This window comes from Polaromonas sp. P4_F6 (assembly GCF_056401275.1).
The window spans coordinates 411,576-431,115 of the sequence record NZ_JBFUJQ010000001.1; the positions used below are offsets into that span (position 1 = coordinate 411,576).

Annotated in this window: 19 protein-coding genes; 14 read left to right on the forward strand and 5 right to left on the reverse strand. The window is 65.4% G+C overall.

Going from position 1 to position 19,540, the window contains the following annotated elements; translation table 11 throughout:
* Positions 1-218: 218 nt before the first annotated feature.
* On the reverse strand, positions 219-2,066 hold the full coding sequence (locus AC1DUN_RS01950; RefSeq protein WP_477712468.1) for an ABCB family ABC transporter ATP-binding protein/permease: 1,848 nt from the start codon (positions 2,064-2,066) through the stop codon (positions 219-221).
* A gap of 54 nt (positions 2,067-2,120) precedes the next feature.
* Between AC1DUN_RS01950 and AC1DUN_RS01955 the strand changes: the two genes are divergently transcribed.
* Positions 2,121-2,558 (forward strand): acyl-CoA thioesterase, encoded by a 438-nt coding sequence (locus tag AC1DUN_RS01955; protein ID WP_007864700.1) that lies wholly within the window; start codon positions 2,121-2,123, stop codon positions 2,556-2,558.
* A gap of 3 nt (positions 2,559-2,561) precedes the next feature.
* Here the strand turns inward: AC1DUN_RS01955 and AC1DUN_RS01960 are convergent, their stop codons facing one another.
* From AC1DUN_RS01960 to AC1DUN_RS01970, 3 genes are read right to left on the reverse strand one after another with little or no spacing between them, the layout of a single operon-like run.
* A complete protein-coding gene (locus AC1DUN_RS01960; protein ID WP_477712469.1) occupies positions 2,562-3,359 on the reverse strand; it encodes a crotonase/enoyl-CoA hydratase family protein in 798 nt (265 codons plus the stop codon).
* Entirely contained in the window at positions 3,356-3,730 is a 375-nt protein-coding gene (locus AC1DUN_RS01965; RefSeq protein ID WP_477712470.1) for an AtuA-related protein, read from the reverse strand. Before AC1DUN_RS01965 ends, AC1DUN_RS01960 begins: the two co-directional genes overlap by 4 nt.
* Complete coding sequence (locus tag AC1DUN_RS01970; protein ID WP_477712471.1) at positions 3,727-5,112, reverse strand: acyclic terpene utilization AtuA family protein; 1,386 nt, start codon at positions 5,110-5,112, stop codon at positions 3,727-3,729. Before AC1DUN_RS01970 ends, AC1DUN_RS01965 begins: the two co-directional genes overlap by 4 nt.
* 105 nt (positions 5,113-5,217) lie before the next feature.
* On the opposite strand from AC1DUN_RS01970, the gene AC1DUN_RS01975 reads away from it, so the two are divergent.
* From AC1DUN_RS01975 to AC1DUN_RS02005, 7 genes are all read left to right on the forward strand, one after another.
* Complete coding sequence (locus AC1DUN_RS01975) at positions 5,218-6,093, forward strand: branched-chain amino acid ABC transporter permease (RefSeq protein WP_477712472.1); 876 nt, start codon at positions 5,218-5,220, stop codon at positions 6,091-6,093.
* A 6-nt stretch (positions 6,094-6,099) separates the two neighbouring features.
* The gene (locus AC1DUN_RS01980) at positions 6,100-7,176 is read left to right on the forward strand and encodes a branched-chain amino acid ABC transporter permease (RefSeq protein WP_477712473.1); all 1,077 of its coding nucleotides are present in this window, start codon (positions 6,100-6,102) and stop codon (positions 7,174-7,176) included.
* Entirely contained in the window at positions 7,173-7,970 is a 798-nt protein-coding gene (locus AC1DUN_RS01985) for an ABC transporter ATP-binding protein (RefSeq protein WP_477712474.1), read from the forward strand. Before AC1DUN_RS01980 ends, AC1DUN_RS01985 begins: the two co-directional genes overlap by 4 nt.
* A complete protein-coding gene (locus AC1DUN_RS01990; protein WP_477712475.1) occupies positions 7,967-8,764 on the forward strand; it encodes an ABC transporter ATP-binding protein in 798 nt (265 codons plus the stop codon). Before AC1DUN_RS01985 ends, AC1DUN_RS01990 begins: the two co-directional genes overlap by 4 nt.
* A gap of 127 nt (positions 8,765-8,891) precedes the next feature.
* Positions 8,892-10,745: an AMP-dependent synthetase/ligase gene (locus AC1DUN_RS01995; protein WP_477712476.1), complete on the forward strand. Its 1,854-nt coding sequence runs from the start codon at positions 8,892-8,894 to the stop codon at positions 10,743-10,745.
* 36 nt (positions 10,746-10,781) lie between these two features.
* Positions 10,782-11,957 (forward strand): ABC transporter substrate-binding protein, encoded by a 1,176-nt coding sequence (locus AC1DUN_RS02000; protein WP_477712477.1) that lies wholly within the window; start codon positions 10,782-10,784, stop codon positions 11,955-11,957.
* Positions 11,958-12,060: 103 nt separating this feature from the next.
* Complete coding sequence (locus tag AC1DUN_RS02005; protein ID WP_477712478.1) at positions 12,061-12,645, forward strand: YdeI/OmpD-associated family protein; 585 nt, start codon at positions 12,061-12,063, stop codon at positions 12,643-12,645.
* Positions 12,646-12,693: 48 nt separating this feature from the next.
* Here AC1DUN_RS02005 and AC1DUN_RS02010 read toward each other — a convergent pair whose 3' ends face one another.
* A complete protein-coding gene (locus AC1DUN_RS02010; protein ID WP_477664741.1) occupies positions 12,694-13,137 on the reverse strand; it encodes a hemerythrin domain-containing protein in 444 nt (147 codons plus the stop codon).
* A 91-nt stretch (positions 13,138-13,228) separates the two neighbouring features.
* Here AC1DUN_RS02010 and AC1DUN_RS02015 point away from each other — a divergent pair, with 91 nt between their 5' ends.
* The 6 genes from AC1DUN_RS02015 (at position 13,229) to AC1DUN_RS02040 (ending at position 19,492) form a co-directional block, all read left to right on the forward strand.
* Positions 13,229-14,185, forward strand: a complete 957-nt coding sequence (locus tag AC1DUN_RS02015) for a complex I NDUFA9 subunit family protein (RefSeq protein ID WP_477712479.1) — start codon at positions 13,229-13,231, stop codon at positions 14,183-14,185.
* A 219-nt stretch (positions 14,186-14,404) separates the two neighbouring features.
* Entirely contained in the window at positions 14,405-15,088 is a 684-nt protein-coding gene (locus AC1DUN_RS02020) for a glutathione S-transferase family protein (protein WP_477700911.1), read from the forward strand.
* A 13-nt stretch (positions 15,089-15,101) separates the two neighbouring features.
* A complete protein-coding gene (locus AC1DUN_RS02025; protein WP_007864673.1) occupies positions 15,102-15,407 on the forward strand; it encodes an NIPSNAP family protein in 306 nt (101 codons plus the stop codon).
* Positions 15,408-15,460: 53 nt separating this feature from the next.
* A complete protein-coding gene (locus tag AC1DUN_RS02030) occupies positions 15,461-16,753 on the forward strand; it encodes a multifunctional CCA addition/repair protein (RefSeq protein ID WP_477712480.1) in 1,293 nt (430 codons plus the stop codon).
* A 55-nt stretch (positions 16,754-16,808) separates the two neighbouring features.
* The gene (gene otsB / locus AC1DUN_RS02035) at positions 16,809-17,636 is read left to right on the forward strand and encodes a trehalose-phosphatase (RefSeq protein ID WP_477712481.1); all 828 of its coding nucleotides are present in this window, start codon (positions 16,809-16,811) and stop codon (positions 17,634-17,636) included.
* Complete coding sequence (locus AC1DUN_RS02040; RefSeq protein ID WP_477664734.1) at positions 17,633-19,492, forward strand: glycoside hydrolase family 15 protein; 1,860 nt, start codon at positions 17,633-17,635, stop codon at positions 19,490-19,492. Before otsB ends, AC1DUN_RS02040 begins: the two co-directional genes overlap by 4 nt.
* Positions 19,493-19,540 lie beyond the last annotated feature (48 nt).

Below are 19,540 nucleotides of genomic sequence, written 5' to 3' on the forward strand. Positions count from 1 at the left end.
CGGGGCGCGGGCGTTCAAAGTCACTGGCGTGAAGGCTCATGCAGGCTCCAAAAGGCAAACCAAGCGGTCAACATCGGCCGCCGGGTCCTCCGATTATGCGAGCCCGTGAGGCATTTAGGCCTACGGGGAATCCCATGGCCGGGCGATGGAGCCGGATTCGCCGCAAATACCCGGCGCGAAATGTCCTCAAAAATACAAACCCGCTTGCGGCGCGCCGCTCAGGCCTCGGAAGAGCTCTGCTGCAGCGCCCACATGCGCGCATAAGCGCCTTCGGTTTCGAGCAGCTGCGCGTGCGTGCCGCGCTCGACGATGCGCCCGCCGTCCATCACCAGGATTTCATGCGCGTCGACCACGGTGGAAAGCCGGTGCGCGATCACCAGCGTGGTCTTGTTCTGCGCGGCGGCGCGCAGCTCGGTCTGGATAGCGCGCTCGTTGGCCGAGTCCAGCGCCGAGGTGGCCTCGTCAAAAATCACCACCGGCGGGTTTTTCAGCAGGGTGCGGGCGATCGCCACGCGCTGCTTTTCGCCGCCCGAAAGCTTGAGCCCGCGCTCGCCCACCATGGTCCGGTAGCCCAGCGGCGTGGAGGCGATGAAGCCGTGGATGCGCGCCGAGCGCGCGGCCTCCTCAACTTCTTCATGGGTGGCACCCGGCTTGCCGTAGGCGATGTTGTATTCGATGGTGTCGTTGAACAGCACCGTGTCCTGCGGGACGATGCCAATTGCCTGGCGCACGCTGGACTGCGTCACCTGCTTGATGTCCTGGCCGGCGATGGTGATGCGGCCCTGCTGCACGTCGTAAAAGCGGTAAAGCAGCCGCGCCAGCGTGGACTTGCCGGCGCCCGAGGAGCCCACCACCGCCACGGTCTTGCCAGGCGGGATCTCAAAACTCACGTTGTGCAGGATGGCGCGCGCCGGGTCGTAGGCGAAGTTCACGTTCTCAAAGCGCACCGCCGGCGAACCCTCGATGGCGATGGGCCGGGCGTTCGGCAGGTCGGCGATTTCGCGCTCTTTTTCCATCAGCACGAACATCTTGTCGAGGTCGGTCAGGCTTTGCTTGATCTCGCGGTAGATCACGCCCAGGAAGCCCAGCGGTATGTAGAGCTGGATCATGAAGGCATTGACCATGACCAGGTCGCCCAGCGTCATACGGCCGTCGACCACGCCTTGCGTGGCGCGCCACAGCATGGCGACCAGCCCGATGGCGATGATCAGCTGCTGCCCCGCGTTGAGCAGGCTCAGGGTGTTCTGGCTCTTGATCGCGGCGCGCCGGTAGCGCAGCAGGTTTTCGTCGTAGCGGGCGGCCTCGAACTCCTCGTTGTTGAAATACTTGACGGTTTCGTAATTAAGCAGCGAGTCGATGGCGCGGCTGTGGGCCGACGAGTCGAGCTCGTTCATGGTCTTGCGGAACTGCGTGCGCCATTCGGTCACCGTGACGGTGAAGAAGATATAGAACACCAGCGCGATGCCGGTAATGGCGGCGAACCAGACGTCGAACTTGACGGCCAGCAGGCTCAGCACCAGCGTCACCTCGATCAGCGTCGGGATGATGCTGTAAAGCGAGTACGAAATCAGCGAATGCACGCCGCGCGTGCCGCGCTCGACGTCGCGCGTCATGCCGCCGGTCTGCCGCTCCAGGTGAAAGCGCAGGCTGAGCGCGTGCAGGTGGCGAAACACCTCCAGCGAGATCCGCCGCGCCGCGCCTTCGGTGGCCTTGGCGAACACCAGCTCGCGCAGCTCGGTGAACAGCGTGGTCGACAGGCGCAGCAGGCCGTAGGCCATCAGCAGCGCCACCGGCACCACCAGCACGGCCTGCACGTCGCCGGGCTTGAAGCTCATGGCGTCGACCAGGTTTTTCAGCAGCAGCGGCACACCCACGTTGGCCAGCTTGGCGCCCACCATGAAGCTCAGCGCCGCCAGCACCCGCCATTTGTAGTCCCAGAGATAGGGGAAAAGGCGTTTAAGCGTGTCCAGGTCGGAGCGCTGGGGCGCCGGCGCCCTGGCGGCACCCGGCACGGGCGTGGCGGGCACGGCAAGGGAAGAATCGGCAGCGGAAGCTCGGGAGCGCATGAGGGACAATCGTGAGGGTTGTTGTAATAACTTTTGACTTTTTAGATTGTGCCTATGTCTACCGAATCAAGCACCCATACGGACATTCATGCCGAGGACGCCCTGAACGTCCAGTTGCCCACCGACAAGGAGCTGGTGCTCAAGGTCATCCCCATGCCGGCCGACTGCAACGCCAACGGCGACATCTTCGGCGGCTGGGTCATGGCCCAGGTCGACCTGGCCGGCTCCGTCGTGCCGGCCCGCCACGTCGACGGCCGTCTCGCCACGGTGGCGGTCAACCAATTCATCTTCAAGCAGCCGGTGCGTGTGGGCGACATCCTGTCGTTTTTCTCCAGCCTCACCCGCATAGGCACCACTTCCATCACGGTGCAGGTCGAGGTCTATGCCGAGCGCTTCCGGGCCCAGGGCCGCTACATCAAGGTCACCGAGGCCAGCCTGACCTATGTGGCAATTGACGACTTCGGCAAACCCCGCAAGATCGCCAAGGACTGAGGCTTATTCAAACCCCCCGTGCCGCCCCTGCCCCGCGGCAAAACGGGCGGCGCCGGCAAAAGCATCCGGCAGGCGCTGCTTGCCGCGCTCCCACTCCTGGTGCAAGGCCTCCTCTAATGGCAGGTCCCACTGCCGGTAAGCACTCAGGCGGTCGGCCCGCAGCGTGGCCTGCGGGAAGCCGCTGAGCTGCCGCGCCAGCGCCAGCGCGGCATCGCGCGCGCTACCCGTGGGCACCACGCGGTTGGCCAACCCCATCCGTAAAGCCTCGGCCGCCTCCACCTTGCGGCCAGTCAAGATCAAATCCATCGCATGGCCCATGCCGACAAGGCGCGGCAGGCGCACCGTGCCGCCGTCTATCAGCGGCACGCCGAAGCGGCGGCAATAGACGCCGAAGTAGGCGTCCTCCTCCATCACACGCATGTCGCACCACAGCGCCAGCTCCATGCCGCCGGCCACGGCCGCGCCGCTGACGGCGGCGATCACCGGCTTGGACAGCAGTAGCCGCGACGGGCCCATGGGCGCCGGCGGCTTGTTGTCGCCTGGCGAAAAGTCGAGTTGTCCCAGCAGCTGGTCGCCACCGGCTTGCCCGGCCAGGCGCGCGCCGGCCTGCAGGTCCCAGCCCGCGCAGAAATGGCCGTGGGCGCCGTGGAACACCGCCACACGCGCTTGCTCATCCTCGTCAAAGGCGATGAAGGCTTCGTGCAGCGCGCGCGCCGTTTCGGCGTCCACCGCGTTGCGCACCTCGGGCCGGTCCAGTGTGACCACGGTGACGGGCCCTTCCCTTGCTATGTGAATGCTCATGGCGCCTCCGGCCACCAGCCCACACGCGGCGCGGCGCAGGCTTCGGCGAATTCGGCGGCGCTGACCTCGACCTCCATGCGCAGCAAGGCCGCCGCCATGGCCTTGCCGAGGTTGTCCATGCGCAGGTTGCGCGCCCCGCCGCCCTGCAGCGCACCCTGCAGCACCAGCTTGAGCGCCAGGATGTTGGGCAGAGCCCAGCACTGCACCGTGCCGGGCAGCCAGGGCGCGAAATGCGCCTGCACGCGTTCGGCCGTGACTTCGCGCGCGATCAGGCGGTAGCCCGCCTCATTCCAGGCAAAGAGCCCAAAATCCACCCAGTCGGCCTTGTCGCCGCTGCGTGCATGCGCAAGTTTCACGAGTTGCACTTTCATGCGGACAGCAGCTCCACACACACCGCCGCCTCGACCGCCTCGCGGTCCAGCAGCGCGGGCCAGATGCCCAACAGCTCGCTGCTGTTGCTCAGCCCGTGAAAGCCGCAGGTATAGGCCGGCCCGCTCAGTGCCATCCACGGAAACAGCCGGCCGAATCCGTCGGCCACCGCCTTGTCCGGCGTGCGCACCACCAGGCGCACCCAGACCTCGTTGAGCTCCGCCAGCGCCTCGGGCGCGGGCAGCGGCGCCAGCGGCCCATGGGCGGAGTTGAGCCCCGGATATTCGACGAAAAGCTCGTCATGCGCCATGCGCCTGTCGGCCAACTGGGCCTTCACCATGGCGACGGCCGCCTGTGCCTTGTCCCAGGCATCGGGCCAGCTGAAACCCCAGGTGACCTCGGCCTTGTAGCCCTCGCGAAAGCCGCCCACCAGCTTGAGCTGGGCCGGCCGCGGATGGCCGCGCGCGCCCGTCACGCGCACCCTGTCCTCACCCAGGTCTTGCAGCTTCAGCGCCGACAGGTCCAGCACCACGTCGGGCGACACATAGCGTGTCGGGTCGTGCACTTCATAAAGCAGCTGCTGGCGCACGGTGTCGAAGTTGATGCGCCCGCCCGTGCCCGGCGCCTTGGTGATCAGCGCCGAGCCGTCCTCGCCGACCTCGGCGATGGGGTAGCCGATGTGGGCCAGGTCGGGAATCGACTTCCATGCGCCCTGGCTGCCGAAGTTGCCGCCGCTGCCCTGGCCCGAACATTCGAGCAAATGCCCAACCGCCAGCCCCTGGGCCAGGCGGTCCAGCTCGGGCTGCGTGGCGGCGTCCTCAAGCTTCCAGCCGAACTCATGCACCAGCGGCGCGAGAAACAGCGCCGCGTCGGCCACGCGGCCGGTGACCACGATGTCGGCGCCCTGCTGCAGCGCCGACACGATGGGCCGCGCGCCCAGGTAGGCGTTGGCAAACACCATGCGCTCGCGCACCGTCTCAAAAGGCTGCGCATTGAACATATGCGGCGGCGCCAGCGCCGCCAGCCGCGGCAGGACTTCATCGCCGGTGACCACCGCGATGCGCGCCTTCCAGCCTTTGGCCGCAAACGCCGCGCGCAGGGCCGCCGCCGCACCGGCCGGGTTCAGGCCGCCGGCATTGCAGATGAATTTGACGCCGCGCGCCTGCATCAAGGGCCACAGCCTCACCAGCATGGGGACCACGTCGCGCGCATAACCCAGCGCCGCGTCGCGCTGCCGGTCTTTCTGCAGAATGGCCAGCGTCAGTTCCGCGAGATGGTCGCTCGCGATGTAATGCACGCCGCCGCGCTCTATGCTCGCGGCCACGGGTTCCCACGCATCGCCGTAAAAACCCAGGCCCGCGCCGATTCGGACATTTGCTGGCATGCCTTGATTACGCTTGATCGCCAATGCGACACGTATTCGGAACAACCCCTAGCGACAGAGCTTTAGGTGACAGCTATAACCAAAGCTCATTACGGGGGACGCGATTTGCAACTTCTGCAGCTGATCATCAGCGGCATCGCCCAAGGCTGTATCTACGGGCTGATCGCGCTGGGCTTTGTATTGATCTACAAGGCCACCGAGACGGTCAGTTTTGCGCAGGGCGAGCTGATGATGCTGGGCGCTTTCGCGGGCCTGGCCTGCATGAGCCTGCTGGGGTTTCCCTTCTGGCTCGCGGTGCTCAGCGCGATCGCCGGCATGGCGCTGTTCGGCATGCTGCTGGAGCGCCTCGTGATACGCCCCATCCTCGGCCAGCCGGCTTTTTCCATCGTCATGCTGACCATAGGCGTGGGCTACACGGCGCGCGGCCTGATCACCATGATTCCCGGCATAGGCACCGAAACCTATGTGCTGCCCGTGCCCTACAAGGACCAGATCTGGAACGCCGGCGCGCTGGTCATCAACGTCGAACAGGTCGCCATCATCGCCAGCACCGCGGTGCTGTGCCTGGCGCTGTTCGCGCTCTTCAAGTACAGCAAGCTGGGCATCGCCATGCAGGCCTCTTCGCAAAACCAGCTGGCCGCCTACTACATGGGCATTCCCGTCAAGCGGCTCAACGGCCTGGTCTGGGGCCTGGCCTCGGCCGTGGCGGCGATTGCCGGCCTGCTGCTGGCGCCCATCACCTTTGTGCACGCCAACATGGGGTTTATCGGGCTCAAGGCCTTCCCGGCCGCGGTGGTCGGCGGTTTCGGCAGCCTGCCGGGCGCCATCGTCGGCGGCCTGGTCATAGGCCTGGTGGAATCGCTCTCGGGCTTTTACCTGCCGGACGGCTTCAAGGACGTCGCCGCCTATGTGGTGGTGCTCATCATGCTGATGGTCAAGCCCAGCGGCCTGTTCGGCGAGAAGCTGCGCAAGAAAGTCTGACCCGTCATGCGCTTCATTTTTAAAACCGACTATGCGCAGGACATCAAGCTTGCCAAGCACCCGGGCCATGTGTTCTGGTACGGCGCGCTCATGCTGGCGCTGCTGGCCGCGCCCTGGCTGGTTGCCGAGTACTGGCTCGCGCAGCTGACCTTTGTGATGATTTACGCCATCGCCGGCCTGGGCCTGATGCTGCTGGCGGGTTTCACCGGCCTGTTCTCGCTGGGCCATGCCGCCTTCCTGGGCGTGGGCGCCTATACCCAGGCCGTGCTGACAAACGCGGGCCTGCCCTTTCCAATTGCACTGGCCTGCGCCGCCGGCCTCTCGGCCGCCGTGGGCCTGGTCGTGGGCCTGCCGGCGCTGCGCGTCAAGGGCATCTACCTGGGCATGGCCACGCTGTCCTTCGGTTTTATCGTCGAAGAGGTGTTCGCGCGCTGGGAAAGCGTGACCGGCGGCAATGCCGGCATCCACATCAAGGTGCCCGACATGTTCGGCTGGAGGCTCGCCAGCGGCGAGTCCTTTTATTTCCTCTGCCTGCTGATCACCGTGGCCGCCACGCTGGCCATCCTCAACCTGCTGCGCTCGCCCACCGGCCGGGCCTTTGTGGCAATTCGCGATTCCGAAATCTCCGCGCAGAGCATGGGCATACACCTGGCGCGCTACAAGACCCTGTCCTTCGCGCTGTCGGCGGCGCTGGCCGGCATTGCCGGCGCGCTGTATGCGCACAAGCTGCAGTTCATCTCGCCCGACCAGTTCAACATCCTGCAGTCCATAGACCTGCTGCTGATGATCGTCATAGGCGGCGTGGGCTCGGTGCACGGCGCCTTCCTGGGCGCCATCTTCCTGATTTCCATGCCGCAGGTGATCGCCCTCAGCAAGGACCACCTGCCCGCCGCCATAGGCCAGGCCCCCGGCCTGCAGGCGGCCGTTTACGGCGTGGTGCTGATCGCCTTTGTGCTGTTCGAGCCGCTGGGGCTTTACGGCCGCTGGCTCAAGGTGCGCACCTACTTCCAGCTGTTTCCTTTCTACCGCAAGGGCTTGTTCAAGCGGCAGAAATCCTTCCAGAAGTCGGATCGCCTGAAATGACCGACATTCTTCTTTCCGCCAAAGACCTCAGCGTGCGCTTCGGCGGCGTGCTGGCCGTCAACAAGGTGAGCTTTGACGTCAGGCAGGGCGAGGTCTTCACGCTGATAGGCCCCAACGGCGCGGGAAAGACCACGGTGTTCAACCTGATCAGCCGCATCTACACGCCGACCAGCGGCGAGATCGAATACCGCGGCGAAAAGCTCACGGCCCAGCCGCCGCACAAGATCGCCGCGCTGGGTATTGCGCGCACCTTCCAGAACATCGAGCTGTTCGAACACGCCACCGTGCTGCACAACCTGCTGATAGGCCGGCACACGCATCGCCAGACCGGCCTGCTGCATGACCTCTTTTTCACCGCCAAGGCGCGCGAGGCCGAGCTGCAGGCGCGCGAAAAAGCCGAGCAGGTGATCGACTTCCTCGATTTGCAGCACCACCGCGATGCCATGGTGGCGGGCCTGCCTTATGGCGTGCGCAAGGTGGTGGAGCTGGCGCGCGCGCTGTGCACCGAACCGCGCCTGCTGCTGCTCGACGAGCCCTCATCGGGCCTCAACGTGGAGGAAACCGGCGACATGGCCTTCTGGATACAGGATATCCAGCACGAGCTGGGCATCACGGTGCTGATGGTCGAGCACGACATGTCGCTGGTCTCGCGCGTCTCCGACCGTGTGCTGGCCATGAACCAGGGCGAGGTGCTGGCCGTGGGCACGCCGCGCGAGGTGCAGACCGACCCCGGCGTGATCGAGGCCTACCTGGGCTCGGTCGATGAAGTGTCTTCCCTCAGGAGAACAGCATGAGCGCGGTTCCGCCGCCCGTCAGCGACCAGCCGGTCCTCAGGCTGCTCAACGTCGAGAGCGCCTACGGCCCGATCAAGGCCATACGCGGCGTGAGCCTGCAGGTGCGGCGCAGCGAGATCGCCACCGTGCTGGGCTCCAACGGTGCGGGCAAGTCCACCATCCTCAAGACCATCTCGGGCATCCTGGACCCGCGCAAGGGCTCCATCGATTTCAAGGGCCAGGACATCACGGCGCAGGACCCGGCTTTCATCGTGCAGCAGGGCCTGAGCCATGTGCCCGAGGGCCGCGAGGTGTTTCCGCTGCTCAGCGTGCGCGACAACCTGCTGATGGGCGCCTACACCCGCAAGGACCGTGACGGCGTGGCGCTGGACATGGAAGCGGTCTACGGCTACTTTCCCATTCTCAGGGAGCGCGCGCTGCAGGACGCCGGCCTGCTCTCGGGCGGCCAGCAGCAGATGCTGGCGATCTCGCGCGCGCTGATGGCCTCGCCCGATTTGATCCTGCTCGACGAACCCAGCCTGGGCCTGTCGCCCAAGCTCACCAAGGAGATCTTCGAGATCGTGGTGCGCATCAACCGCGAGCGCGGCACCACGATTTTGCTGGTCGAGCAGAACGCCAACATGGCGCTCAACGCCTCCGACTACGGCTATGTGCTCGAGAACGGCCGCATCGTGATGGAAGACACATGCGCCCGGCTGCGCGAGAAGGACGACATCAAGGAGTTCTACCTCGGCATGAAGGAAGACGGGGTACGCGGGGAACGACGCTGGAAAAAGAAGAAAACCTGGCGATGATTACGACGCCCCCCCTAGCGGCCTTCGGCCGCCTCCCCCCACTGGGGGACGATGCTGGCGGCCCGGCAAAGCCGGTTCCGCGGCATCCTTGCACGCACTCAGTTGGGTCGCGTCAATGGAGGTTTGAATGAGCAACCTTTGGGATTTGAGCCATATCCAGCCCGAATATGACATCGTCATGCCGGGCGAGACGATTCCCGCGATTTTCTGGAACGCAGTGGAGCAGCGCGGCCCCAAGACCTGGATGCGGCAGAAAAAGCTGGGCATCTGGCGCAGCTGGAGCTGGGCACAAACCGGCGACGCGGTGCGCGAGATCGCGGCCGGCCTGCTGAGCCTGGGCTTTGCGCGCGGCGAGTGCGCCTCCATCCTCTCCAACACCGTGGTCGACTGGGTGCTGGCCGACCTCGCCGTGCTGAGCTGCGGCGGCGTCTGCAGCGGCATCTACCCAACCGACGCGGCTTCCCAGGTGCATTACCTGTGCGAGGACTCGCGCAGCACGCTGCTGTTTGTCGAGGACGACGAACAGCTCGACAAGGCGCTCGAAGTGCGGCCGCAGCTGCCGCTGCTGCGCCAGGTGATCGTGTTCGACATGGAAGGCCTGCGCGAGCTGAACGACCCGGGCGTGATGAGCCTGGACGCGCTGCGCGCGCTGGGCCGCGCCCACCTGGCCGGACACCCCGATGCGGTGGAAGAACGCGCCGCCGAGTGCCGGCCCGAAGACCTCGCCATCCTGGTCTACACCTCGGGCACCACCGGCAAACCCAAGGGCGCCATGCACAGCCAGCGCGGCCTGGTGTTTACCGCGCGCGGCTACAACACGCTGGTGGCGCAGGACGAGAACGACGAACGCATGTGCTTTTTGCCGCTGTGCCACATCGCCGAGCGCATGGGCGGCGAGTATTTTTCGCTGTATGCGGGCGCCAAGCTCAACTTCGTTGAGAACCCCGAGACCATTCCCGAGAACGTGCGCGAGATCGCGCCCACGGTGTTCACCGCCGTCCCCCGGGTGTGGGAAAAGTTTTATTCCGGCGTGATGATCGCGCTCAAGGAAGCCAGCTGGCTGCAGCAGGCCGCTTACGCCTGGAGCATAGGCGTGGGCATGCGCATCACCGACACCGTGCTGGCGGGCAAGACCGTCGGTGCCGGGCTCAAGCTCCAGTTCACGCTGGCGCGCTGGCTGGCGCTCAACAACACGCGCAAGCTGATCGGCATACACCGCGCGCGCTTTTGCGTGACGGGCGCGGCGCCGATTTCACCCGACCTGGTCAAGTGGTACATGGCGCTGGGCGTGCCCATGCTGGAGGTCTGGGGCATGACGGAAACCTGCGGCGCCGCCAGCGGTGTGCCGGCCAGCCGCATGAAGCCCGGCTCCATAGGCCCGGCGGCCGGCTACAACGAGATGCGCCTGGACCCGGCTACCGGCGAGATCCTGGTGCGCGGCGCCAACATCTTCATGGGCTACCTGAACCAGCCCGGAAAAACCGCCGAAACCCTGGATGCGGAGGGCTGGCTGCACACCGGCGACGTCGGCGTGGTGGACGAGGACGGCTATTTCAGGATCACCGACCGCATGAAGGACATCATCATCACGGCCGGCGGCAAGAACGTGACGCCCAGCGAGCTTGAGAACGAGCTCAAGTTTTCGCCCTATGTCACCGACGCGGTGGTCATAGGCGACAAGCGGCCCTACCTCACCTGCATCATCATGATCGACCAGGAAAACGTCGAGAAATTCGCCCAGGATGCGGACATACCCTTCAGTAATTACGCCAGCTTGACGCGGGCGGTCGAAGTGCAAGAATTGATCCAGTCGGAGATCGACCGGGTCAACAAGAAGTTTGCGCGGGTCGAGCAGATCAAGAAATTTTTCCTGCTCGACACGCAGCTCACGGCGGAGGACGAAGAACTCACGCCGACCATGAAGCTCAAGCGCAAGCTCGTAGAACAAAAATACGCCCCGCACATCGAGGCCATGTATTGAGCACCGAGTGGATAAAAAACCTTTAAGGAGACAACCATGAAGCTGAAGTCAACCGCCGCCCTGTCCGCGCTGGCCTGCGCCGCCGCCCTGTCCGCGTCGCCGGCGCTGGCGCAAAGCCAGGGCGTGAGCAAAACCGAAATCACGCTGGGCTCCATCCAGGACCTGTCGGGGCCGCTGGCGGGCTTCGGCAAGCAGATACGCAACGGCATGACCTTGCGCGTGGACGAGCTCAACGAACAGGGCGGCATCAACGGCCGCAAGATCAAGCTCATCGTCGAAGACTCGGGCTACGACCCCAAGAAGGCGGTGCTGGCCGCGCAGAAGCTGGTGAACCAGGACAAGATTTTCGCCATGGTGGGCCACCTGGGCACGGCGCAGAACCTGGCGGCCATGCCGGTGCAGTTCGAGAAAAACGTCATCAACTTCTTCCCGGTGACGGCCGCCCGCGAGATGTACGAGCCCTTCCACAAGCTCAAGTATTCGTTTGCCGCCACCTATTACGACCAGATGAAGGCCGCCGTGCCCAAGCTGGTCAAGGAAAAGAACGCCAAGAAGGTCTGCTCCATGTACCAGGACGACGAGTTCGGCCTGGAAGTGCAGCGCGGTGCCGACGACGGCCTCAAGACCCTGGGCATGACCATGGTCGAGAAAACCTCCTTCAAGCGCGGCGCCACCGATTTTTCGTCGCAGGTCGCCAAGCTCAAGGCCTCCGAATGCGACCTGGTGGTGCTGGGCACCATCATCCGCGAAACCATAGGCGGCATAGGCACGGCGCGCAAACTGGGCTACAACCCGGTCTTCCTGGGCTCCAGCGCCGCCTACACCGACCTGATCCACAAGCTGGGCGGCAAGGCCATGGACGGGCTCTACGCCACCATGACGGTGCAAAACCCTTACCTGGACGAGGCCTCGCAGCCGATACGCTTCTGGGCCAACAAGTACAAGACCGCCTTTAATGAAGACCCCACGGTGTTCTCGGTCTACGGCTACACGGTGGTCGACAGCTTTATCCGCGCCTCGCAAAAAGCCGGTGCCAACCTGAGCACCGACAGCTTCATCAAGGCCATGGACACCATGGTGATCCCGGCCGACATCTTCGGCAGCGCCGAAGGCAAGTTCGGCCCGCAAAAACGCCTGGGCAACAACCAGTCGCGCCTGTCCCTGCTGCAGGATGGGCGCTGGAAAGTGGTGTCGGACTACATCACGCACTAAGCGCCGTGACCGGCCTTCACGGCCCCACGCAAAACCGCCTTCGGGCGGTTTTTTCATGGGCCCCGGGCTTGCCGCCGTGCGCACGCGTCACGCACAATGCGGCATGCCCGCCTCACCCGACACCCTCGCCACCCTCCACTGCAAAACCACCAAAAGCTGGGAAACCTGGCTGGCCAAATACCATGCCAGCAGTCCCGGCGTCTGGTTGCAGATCGCCAAAAAGGATTCGGGCATCGCTTCCACCACGCATGCCGAAGCGCTGGAGGCCGCGCTCTGCCAGGGCTGGATAGACGGCCAGCGCAACGCGCTGGACGCCCAGTTCTTCCTGCAGAAATTCACGCCCCGCCGCGCGCGCAGCACCTGGTCCAAGATCAATTGCGACAAGGCCATGGCGCTGATCGCGTCGGGCCGCATGCAGCCCGCGGGCCTGGCCGAGGTCGAACGCGCCAAGGCGGACGGCCGCTGGGACGCGGCCTATGACGCGCAGAGCAAGATCACCGTGCCCGAGGACCTGGCCGCCCTGCTGGCCAGAAAGCCCAAGGCCAGGGCCTTTTTTGAATCCCTGGACTCGCGCAACCGCTTCGCCATCCTGTTCAGGCTGCAGACCGCCAAAAAAGCCGAGACGCGCGAACGCCGGCTCGCGCTGTTTTTCGCCATGCTGCAGCGTGGCGAAAAAATCCATCCCTGAAAGCGGCCGGAGTGGCGCCGCAAGGGATGCGAGATGCGGCGTATCGCTTCAGCCCTTGGTGCGCTGCGAGACAAATTCGCCTTCGTAGCCCTTGGCCAGCGACAGCTTTTCGGCCTCGCTGAGCACCTTGCCCGCGAGCTGGAAGATGCCCTGCTCCTCATCCTCGAGATGATGGTGGATCTTGTGGTGCAGTTCCCTGGCCGTGGCCAGCCAGGCCGGCGAGCTGAAGTCGGTGCTCTCCAGCGTTTCCACCAGCTTGTCCATCTGGTGGTGTTCCGCGATGCCGTGCCGTGAAGGTTCCTGGGTCATGTCGTGCGCGATCAGGGGAACATAAAAAAACCGCTCCTCGGCCGCCGCATGCGCCGCCAGTTCGCGCTTGAGTTCCTTGAACAGGGATTTCCGGTCCTGGCTGTCGCCTTGTGTCTTCACCAGGTGGTCGGCCAGGGTGCGCTGGGTGTCATGGCTGGTTCGCAGTGCTTCAAAGATATTCATCGGCAAAGTATGCGGAGCCGGCCGTCCCGGGCGTGTAGGCCAAGACCGGATTTCAGCGCAAGGCAAGGCAAAAGCGCTAAATTAGGGGCCTATGAACAAAATCCTTCTTCTGGGCGGCACCGGCTTTGTCGGACGCCATGTGTGCGAAAAGCTCGCGCGGCTGCAATGCCGCGTCACCGTGGTCACGCGCCGGCAGGACAGGGCCCGCCACCTGCAGATGCTGCCGCTGGTCGACGTGGTCGAAGCTGACCCCCACGATAGCAGTTCGCTGGCGCCGCTGCTGGCCGGCCACGATGCCGTCGTCAACCTGGTCGCCATCCTGCATGGCTCGCAGGCCGCCTTCGACAAGGCGCATGTGCAGTTGCCGCTGGAACTGGCCCGTGCCTGCGAGGCCAGCGGCCTCAGGCGCATCGTCCACATCAGCGCGCTGGGCGCTTCACCCGGTTCGCCGTCCATGTACCAGCGCAGCAAGGCGCGCGGCGAGGCCGTGATGCTGAGTACCGGGCTGGACGTGACCGTGCTGCGGCCCAGCGTGATTTTCGGCGCCGAAGACAAATTCCTCAACACCTTCGCGCGGCTGCAGCGAGTATTCCCCGTGATCCCGCTGGCCGCCGCCGATGCGCGCTTTCAGCCCGTCTGGGTAGAGGACGTGGCGGACGCCATCGTGCACTGCCTGCGGGATGCCGACACCGTGGGGCAGATTTATGAAGTCTGCGGGCCCGAGGTGTTCACGCTGCGGCAGCTCGTGAAGCAGGCCGGCCGCTACGCCGGCGTCAACGGCGGCAAGGGCCGGCCCGTGATCGCGCTGCCCGCGCCGCTGGCCCGCCTGCAGGCCGGCCTCATGGAACTGGCCCCCGGCGAACCCATGCTGAGCCGGGACAACCTCGATGCCATGGCCAGCGACAACGTGGCCACCGGCAAGCTGCCCGGCCTGCAGGCGCTGGGCATACACCCGGCGTCGCTGGATGCCATCGGTCCCTCCTACCTCGGCGAGCAGGGCCTGCGCAGCGGGCTGACGGCCAAGCGCAAGACAGCAGGCAGATTCTGAGCCTCATGTTGGAACAGGCCCCACACGGTTGATGGGCTCTGCGACGCCAACCAGCGGGGGCCCCCTTGAGGGGGAACAGGCTACACGCAGTGAGCCTGGACGGGGGTGGGGTTGTACAGCATCAATTTTTGGTTTTTTTTGCATCAATCGCCATTTCACACGGCGGTAGCATCGCAAGTCATTTCATTTTGGCCTTCATCACCAGCAGACGGGGATTCCATGCTCAAGCTCTACATCGGCAATAAAAACTACTCCTCCTGGTCCATGCGCCCCTGGGTGCTGCTCAAGCAGGCCGGCATTCCCTTTGAAGAAATCAAGCTGCGCTTTGACTCCTTCGATGCCAATTCGAGCTTCAAGGAAAAAATCGGCGGCGTGAACCCGGCCGGCCGCGTGCCGGCGCTGGATGACGACGGTTTTGTGGTCTGGGACACGCTGGCCATCGCCGAATACCTGGCCGAGCGCTTTCCCGAGAAAAAACTCTGGCCGCAGGAGGCCAAGGCCCGGGCCCGGGCGCGCAGCATCTGCGCCGAGATGCACAGCGGCTTCAGCGCGCTGCGTTCGGCCTGTCCCATGAACATCGAGGCCGACCTGTCCGACATGGGCCAGCTGATCTGGCGCGACAAATCGGCCGTGCGCGCCGACGTTCAGCGCATCGTCGAGATGTGGACCGAGCTGCTGGAGCAGCACAAGGGGCCGATGCTGTTTGGCGAGTTCAGCATTGCCGATGCTTTTTTCGCGCCCGTCTGCATGCGCTTGAGCCGCTACGCCCTCCCCGTTCCGCCGGCCATCGGCGCCTACATCCAGCGTGTCAGCGCGCTGCCCGGCGTCAAGGCCTGGATAGACGACGCGCTCGCCGAGAACGATTTCCGCGAATTTGAAGAGCCTTACCGCGTCAAACGCTGAAGCTGGAGCTCCCATGGTCACGATTTACCTGCGCTACGTGCTCAACACCGCAAAACTTAAGGAGTTCGAGCACTACGGCAAGCTGTGGATCCCGCTGGTCGAAAAATTCGGCGGCAAGCACCACGGCTACTTCATGCCCAGCGAAGGCGCCAACAACATCGCGCTGGCCTTGTTCACCTTCGACAGCCTGGCGGCGTATGAGAGCTACCGCCAGCGTTCGTTCGCGGACCAGGAATGCCTGGCGGCCTTCAAGTACGCCGAAACCACCGGCTGCATCATCAGCTACGAGCGCAGCTTCTTCCGGCCGGTTTTCTCCTAAGAACCTGTTCACGGTCTAAAGCCGGCCCTGCCGGTAGCCGCTAAACTGGCTTGATGGAAATCTACATGGTCGGTGGCGCGGTGCGCGATGCCTTGCTGGGCCTGCCGGTGCAGGACCACGACTGGGTGGTCGTGGGCGCCACGCCCGAGGAACTGGCGGCCCAGGGCTACCTGCCCGTCGGCAAGGACTTTCCGGTCTTCCTGCACCCCGAGACCCGCGAGGAATACGCGCTGGCCCGCACCGAGCGCAAGACGGCGCGCGGCTACCGCGGCTTTGCGGTGCATGCCGAACCCGACGTGACGCTGGAGCAGGACCTGGCGCGGCGCGACCTGACCATCAATGCCATCGCAGCCCCAGCCCGCGGCGACGCGCCCGACCGCTTCGAGCCCGACTTTGCCGCGCTGATAGACCCCTTCGGCGGGCAAAAAGACCTGCAGGCCAAAGTCCTGCGCCATGTCACCGGCGCCTTCCGCGAAGACCCGGTGCGCATTTTGCGGCTGGCCCGCTTTGCCGCCCGCTTCTCCGATTTTTCGGTAGCGCCTGAAACCCTGGCGTTGATGCGGGACATGGTGGCCGAGGGCGAGGTCGACGCGCTAGTGCCCGAACGCGTGTGGCAGGAGCTCGCGCGCGGGCTGATGGAGGACAAGCCTTCGCGCATGTTCGAGGTGCTGCGGGGCAGCGGCGCGCTCGAAAAACTGCTGCCCGAGGTGGCACGCCTCTGGGGCGTACCCCAGCCCGCCGCCCACCATCCCGAGGTCGACACCGGCGTCCACCTGATGATGGTGCTGGACATGTCGGCGCAGCTCCAGGCGCCCCTGGCCGCGCGTTTTGCCTGCCTGTGCCACGACCTGGGCAAGGGCACGACGCCGGCCGACGTGCTGCCGCGCCACATCGGCCACGAAGAACGCAGCGCACGCCTGTTGAAAGGCGTGTGTGAACGCCTGCGCGTTCCGGTGGACTGCCGCGAGATCGCCGACGTGGTGGCGCGCGAGCACGGCAATGTGCACCGCAGCGAAAGCCTGGGCGCCGCGGCCCTGGTGCGGCTGCTGGAGCGCTGCGATGCGTTTCGCAAGCCCCAGCGCTTCGCCGACATCCTGCTGGCCTGCGAATGCGATGCGCGCGGCCGCCTGGGCCTGCACGATTCGCCCTACCCGCAGCGCCCGCGCCTGCTGGCGGCCCTGGCCGCGGCCCAGGCGGTGCCAACACAGCCGCTGGCGCAAGCGGCGCAGGCGGCGGGGCACGGCGGCAAGCAGATTGGCGACGTGATCCACCAGGCGCGCGTCAAAGCGGTGCAGGACGGGCTGCGCGGGACCGCGACGCAGCAGCCACCACCCCCCGAAAGCTGAAAAAGCGAAACCGGCCTACAGCGATTTGACAGGGGCCCTGCTAAGGTGAATGGCGATGCAGTTATCACCTTCCCCATCGCCGGCCCCGCCTTCATCGTGTTCGGCGCCTCCCGGGCAGCTGCCGGCCATAGGCGCGCGGACCGCCCTCTTCCTGGACTTTGACGGAACACTGGCCGACCTGGCACCCGAACCCGACGCGGTCCAGCTGGTGTCAGGCGTGATCCCGGCCCTGCTCAGGCTGTCGGGCCAGCTGGGCGGCGCCCTGGCGATTGTGTCGGGCCGCAGGCTGGCCGACCTGGATGGCTTTCTTGCGCCCTTGCAGCTGCCGCTGGCCAGCGAGCATGGCGCGCAGCGCCGCGACATACAAGGCCGGATCGTCAGCCTCGCGGAGCCCGACCTGAGCGAACTCGCGCGCAGCGCCGCCGAGTTCGCCGCCCGGCATGACGGCTTGCGCATTGAAATCAAGCAGGCCGCCGTCGCACTGCACTACCGCCACGCGCCCGAGCTGGAATCGCTGTGCCTGCGGGTCATGCAGGAAGCCGCCGACCGCACGCCCGGCGTCGAGTTGCTGTGCGGCAAGTATGTGTTTGAAGTCAAACCGGCCAATGTCAGCAAGGGATTGGCGATCAAGGCCTTCATGCGCGAGTCCCCGTTCTCCGGCCGCCTGCCGCTGTTCGCCGGCGACGACACCACCGACGAAGCCGGCTTTGCCGCCGTGCAGTCGCTGGGCGGTGAAGGCATCAAGGTCGGCGAAGGCGCGACCGTGGCGCGCCACCGCTGCGCATCGCCCGACGCGCTGCGCGAATGGCTGCACGCGGCCTTTGGCGGCAGGTCCTTGGAAACTGATGATGCGCCGGCCGCCATGCCGGGAGGCCGCCCATGAACGTCGCCGCCGATTCCCTGCACTTCACCTCGCCCGCCAAGCCCTCCCTGGCCATGGGCGTGATCGGCAACTGCGGCTTCAGCGCCCTGATTGACGCGCGCGGGCGCATCGTCTGGTGCTGCCTGCCGCGCTTTGACAGCGACCCGGTCTTCAACGCGCTGCTCGAACCCCAGCCGGAGCAAGGCGAAACCACCATGCCCGGCATCCAGGACTCGCAGTCCAGCGCCTTCGCCATCGAGATCGAGGACTTCGCCGAAGCCAGGCAGTGGTATGAACCCAATACCGCCGTGCTGCGCACCCAGCTCTTCGACAAGCGCGGCCAGGGCATAGAGATCACCGACTTTGCGCCGCGGTTTTTCAGCCGCTCGCGCTTTTTCAGGCCCATGACGCTGGTGCGCCGGGTCAAGCCCATCAACGGCGCACCGCGCATACGCGTGGCGCTGGACATCCGCTTCGACTGGGGCCGGCGCAAGCCGCTGGTCACCCAGGGCAGCAACCACCTGCGCTACGTGGGCGATGAACTCACGCTGCGCCTGAACACCGATGCCTCGCTTTCGCACCTGTTGTCAAAACAGCCTTTTGTGCTGACGCGCGAGCACAATTTCCTGCTGGGCGCCGACGAATCGCTGACCGACGGCATTGCCGACACCGCGCGCCTGTTTGAGCAGGAGACCATTTCCTACTGGAAGAAATGGAGCCAGCGCCTGCACATTCCGCTGGAGTGGCAGGAGGCCGTGATACGCGCGGCCATCACACTCAAGCTCTCGCTGTTTGAAGACACCGGCGCCATCGTCGCCGCCATGACCACCAGCATTCCCGAGGCGCCCGGCAGTCAGCGCAACTGGGACTACCGCTACTGCTGGCTGCGCGATGCTTTTTTTGTGGTGCGCGCGCTCAACAGCCTTTCGGAAGTCGGCACCATGGAGGACTACCTGCGCTGGCTCAGCAATGTGGTGGTGCAGTCCAAGGGCGGGCATATCCAGCCGCTCTACGGCATAGGCCTGGAGCGCGAGCTGCCCGAATCCATCATGGTGCACCTGGGCGGCTACCGCGGCATGGGCCCGGTGCGCGTCGGCAACCAGGCCCAGGAGCACTTCCAGCACGACGTCTACGGCAATGTGGTGCTGGGCGCGGCCCAGTCCTTCCACGACCACCGCCTGCTGCACCGCGCGGGCCTTGCCGAGTTCAAGCGGCTGGAGGACGTCGGCGAGCAGGCCGTGCGCAACTACGACAAGCCCGATGCCGGCATGTGGGAGCTGCGCACGCGCGCGCGTATCCATACCTCGTCGGCCCTGATGTGCTGGGCCGCCTGCGACCGGCTGGCCAAGATCGCGCTGGTGCTCAAGCAGCCGGAGCGCGCCGCCTACTGGCAGGGCCATGCCTCGGTCATGCAGGAACGCATACTGCGCGAGGCCTGGAGCGAGGAACGCCAGTCTTTTGCCGAAAGCTTCGGCGGGCGCGACCTGGACGCCAGCGTGCTGCTGATGATCGAGGTCGGTTTTATCGATCCGAAAGACCCGCGCTTCATCGCCACGGTGGACGCGCTGGAAACCCATTTGTGCGACGGCCCCTACATGCGTCGCTACGAGGCACCCGACGACTTCGGCAAGCCCGAGACCGCCTTCAACATCTGCACCTTCTGGCGCATAGACGCGCTGGCCCGCATAGGCCGCAAGGAGCAGGCCCGTGAAATCTTCAATACCATGCTGGCCGCGCGCAACCACGTGGGCCTGCTGTCGGAAGACACCCATCCCCTGACCGGCGAGATGTGGGGTAATTTTCCGCAGACTTATTCCATGGTCGGCATCATTAACGCGGCGGTAAGACTCTCCACGCCCTGGGAATCCCAGGTATGAAGATGAACACCCTCGCCGGAGTACTGGTTCACCCCCGTCGGCGGCTCA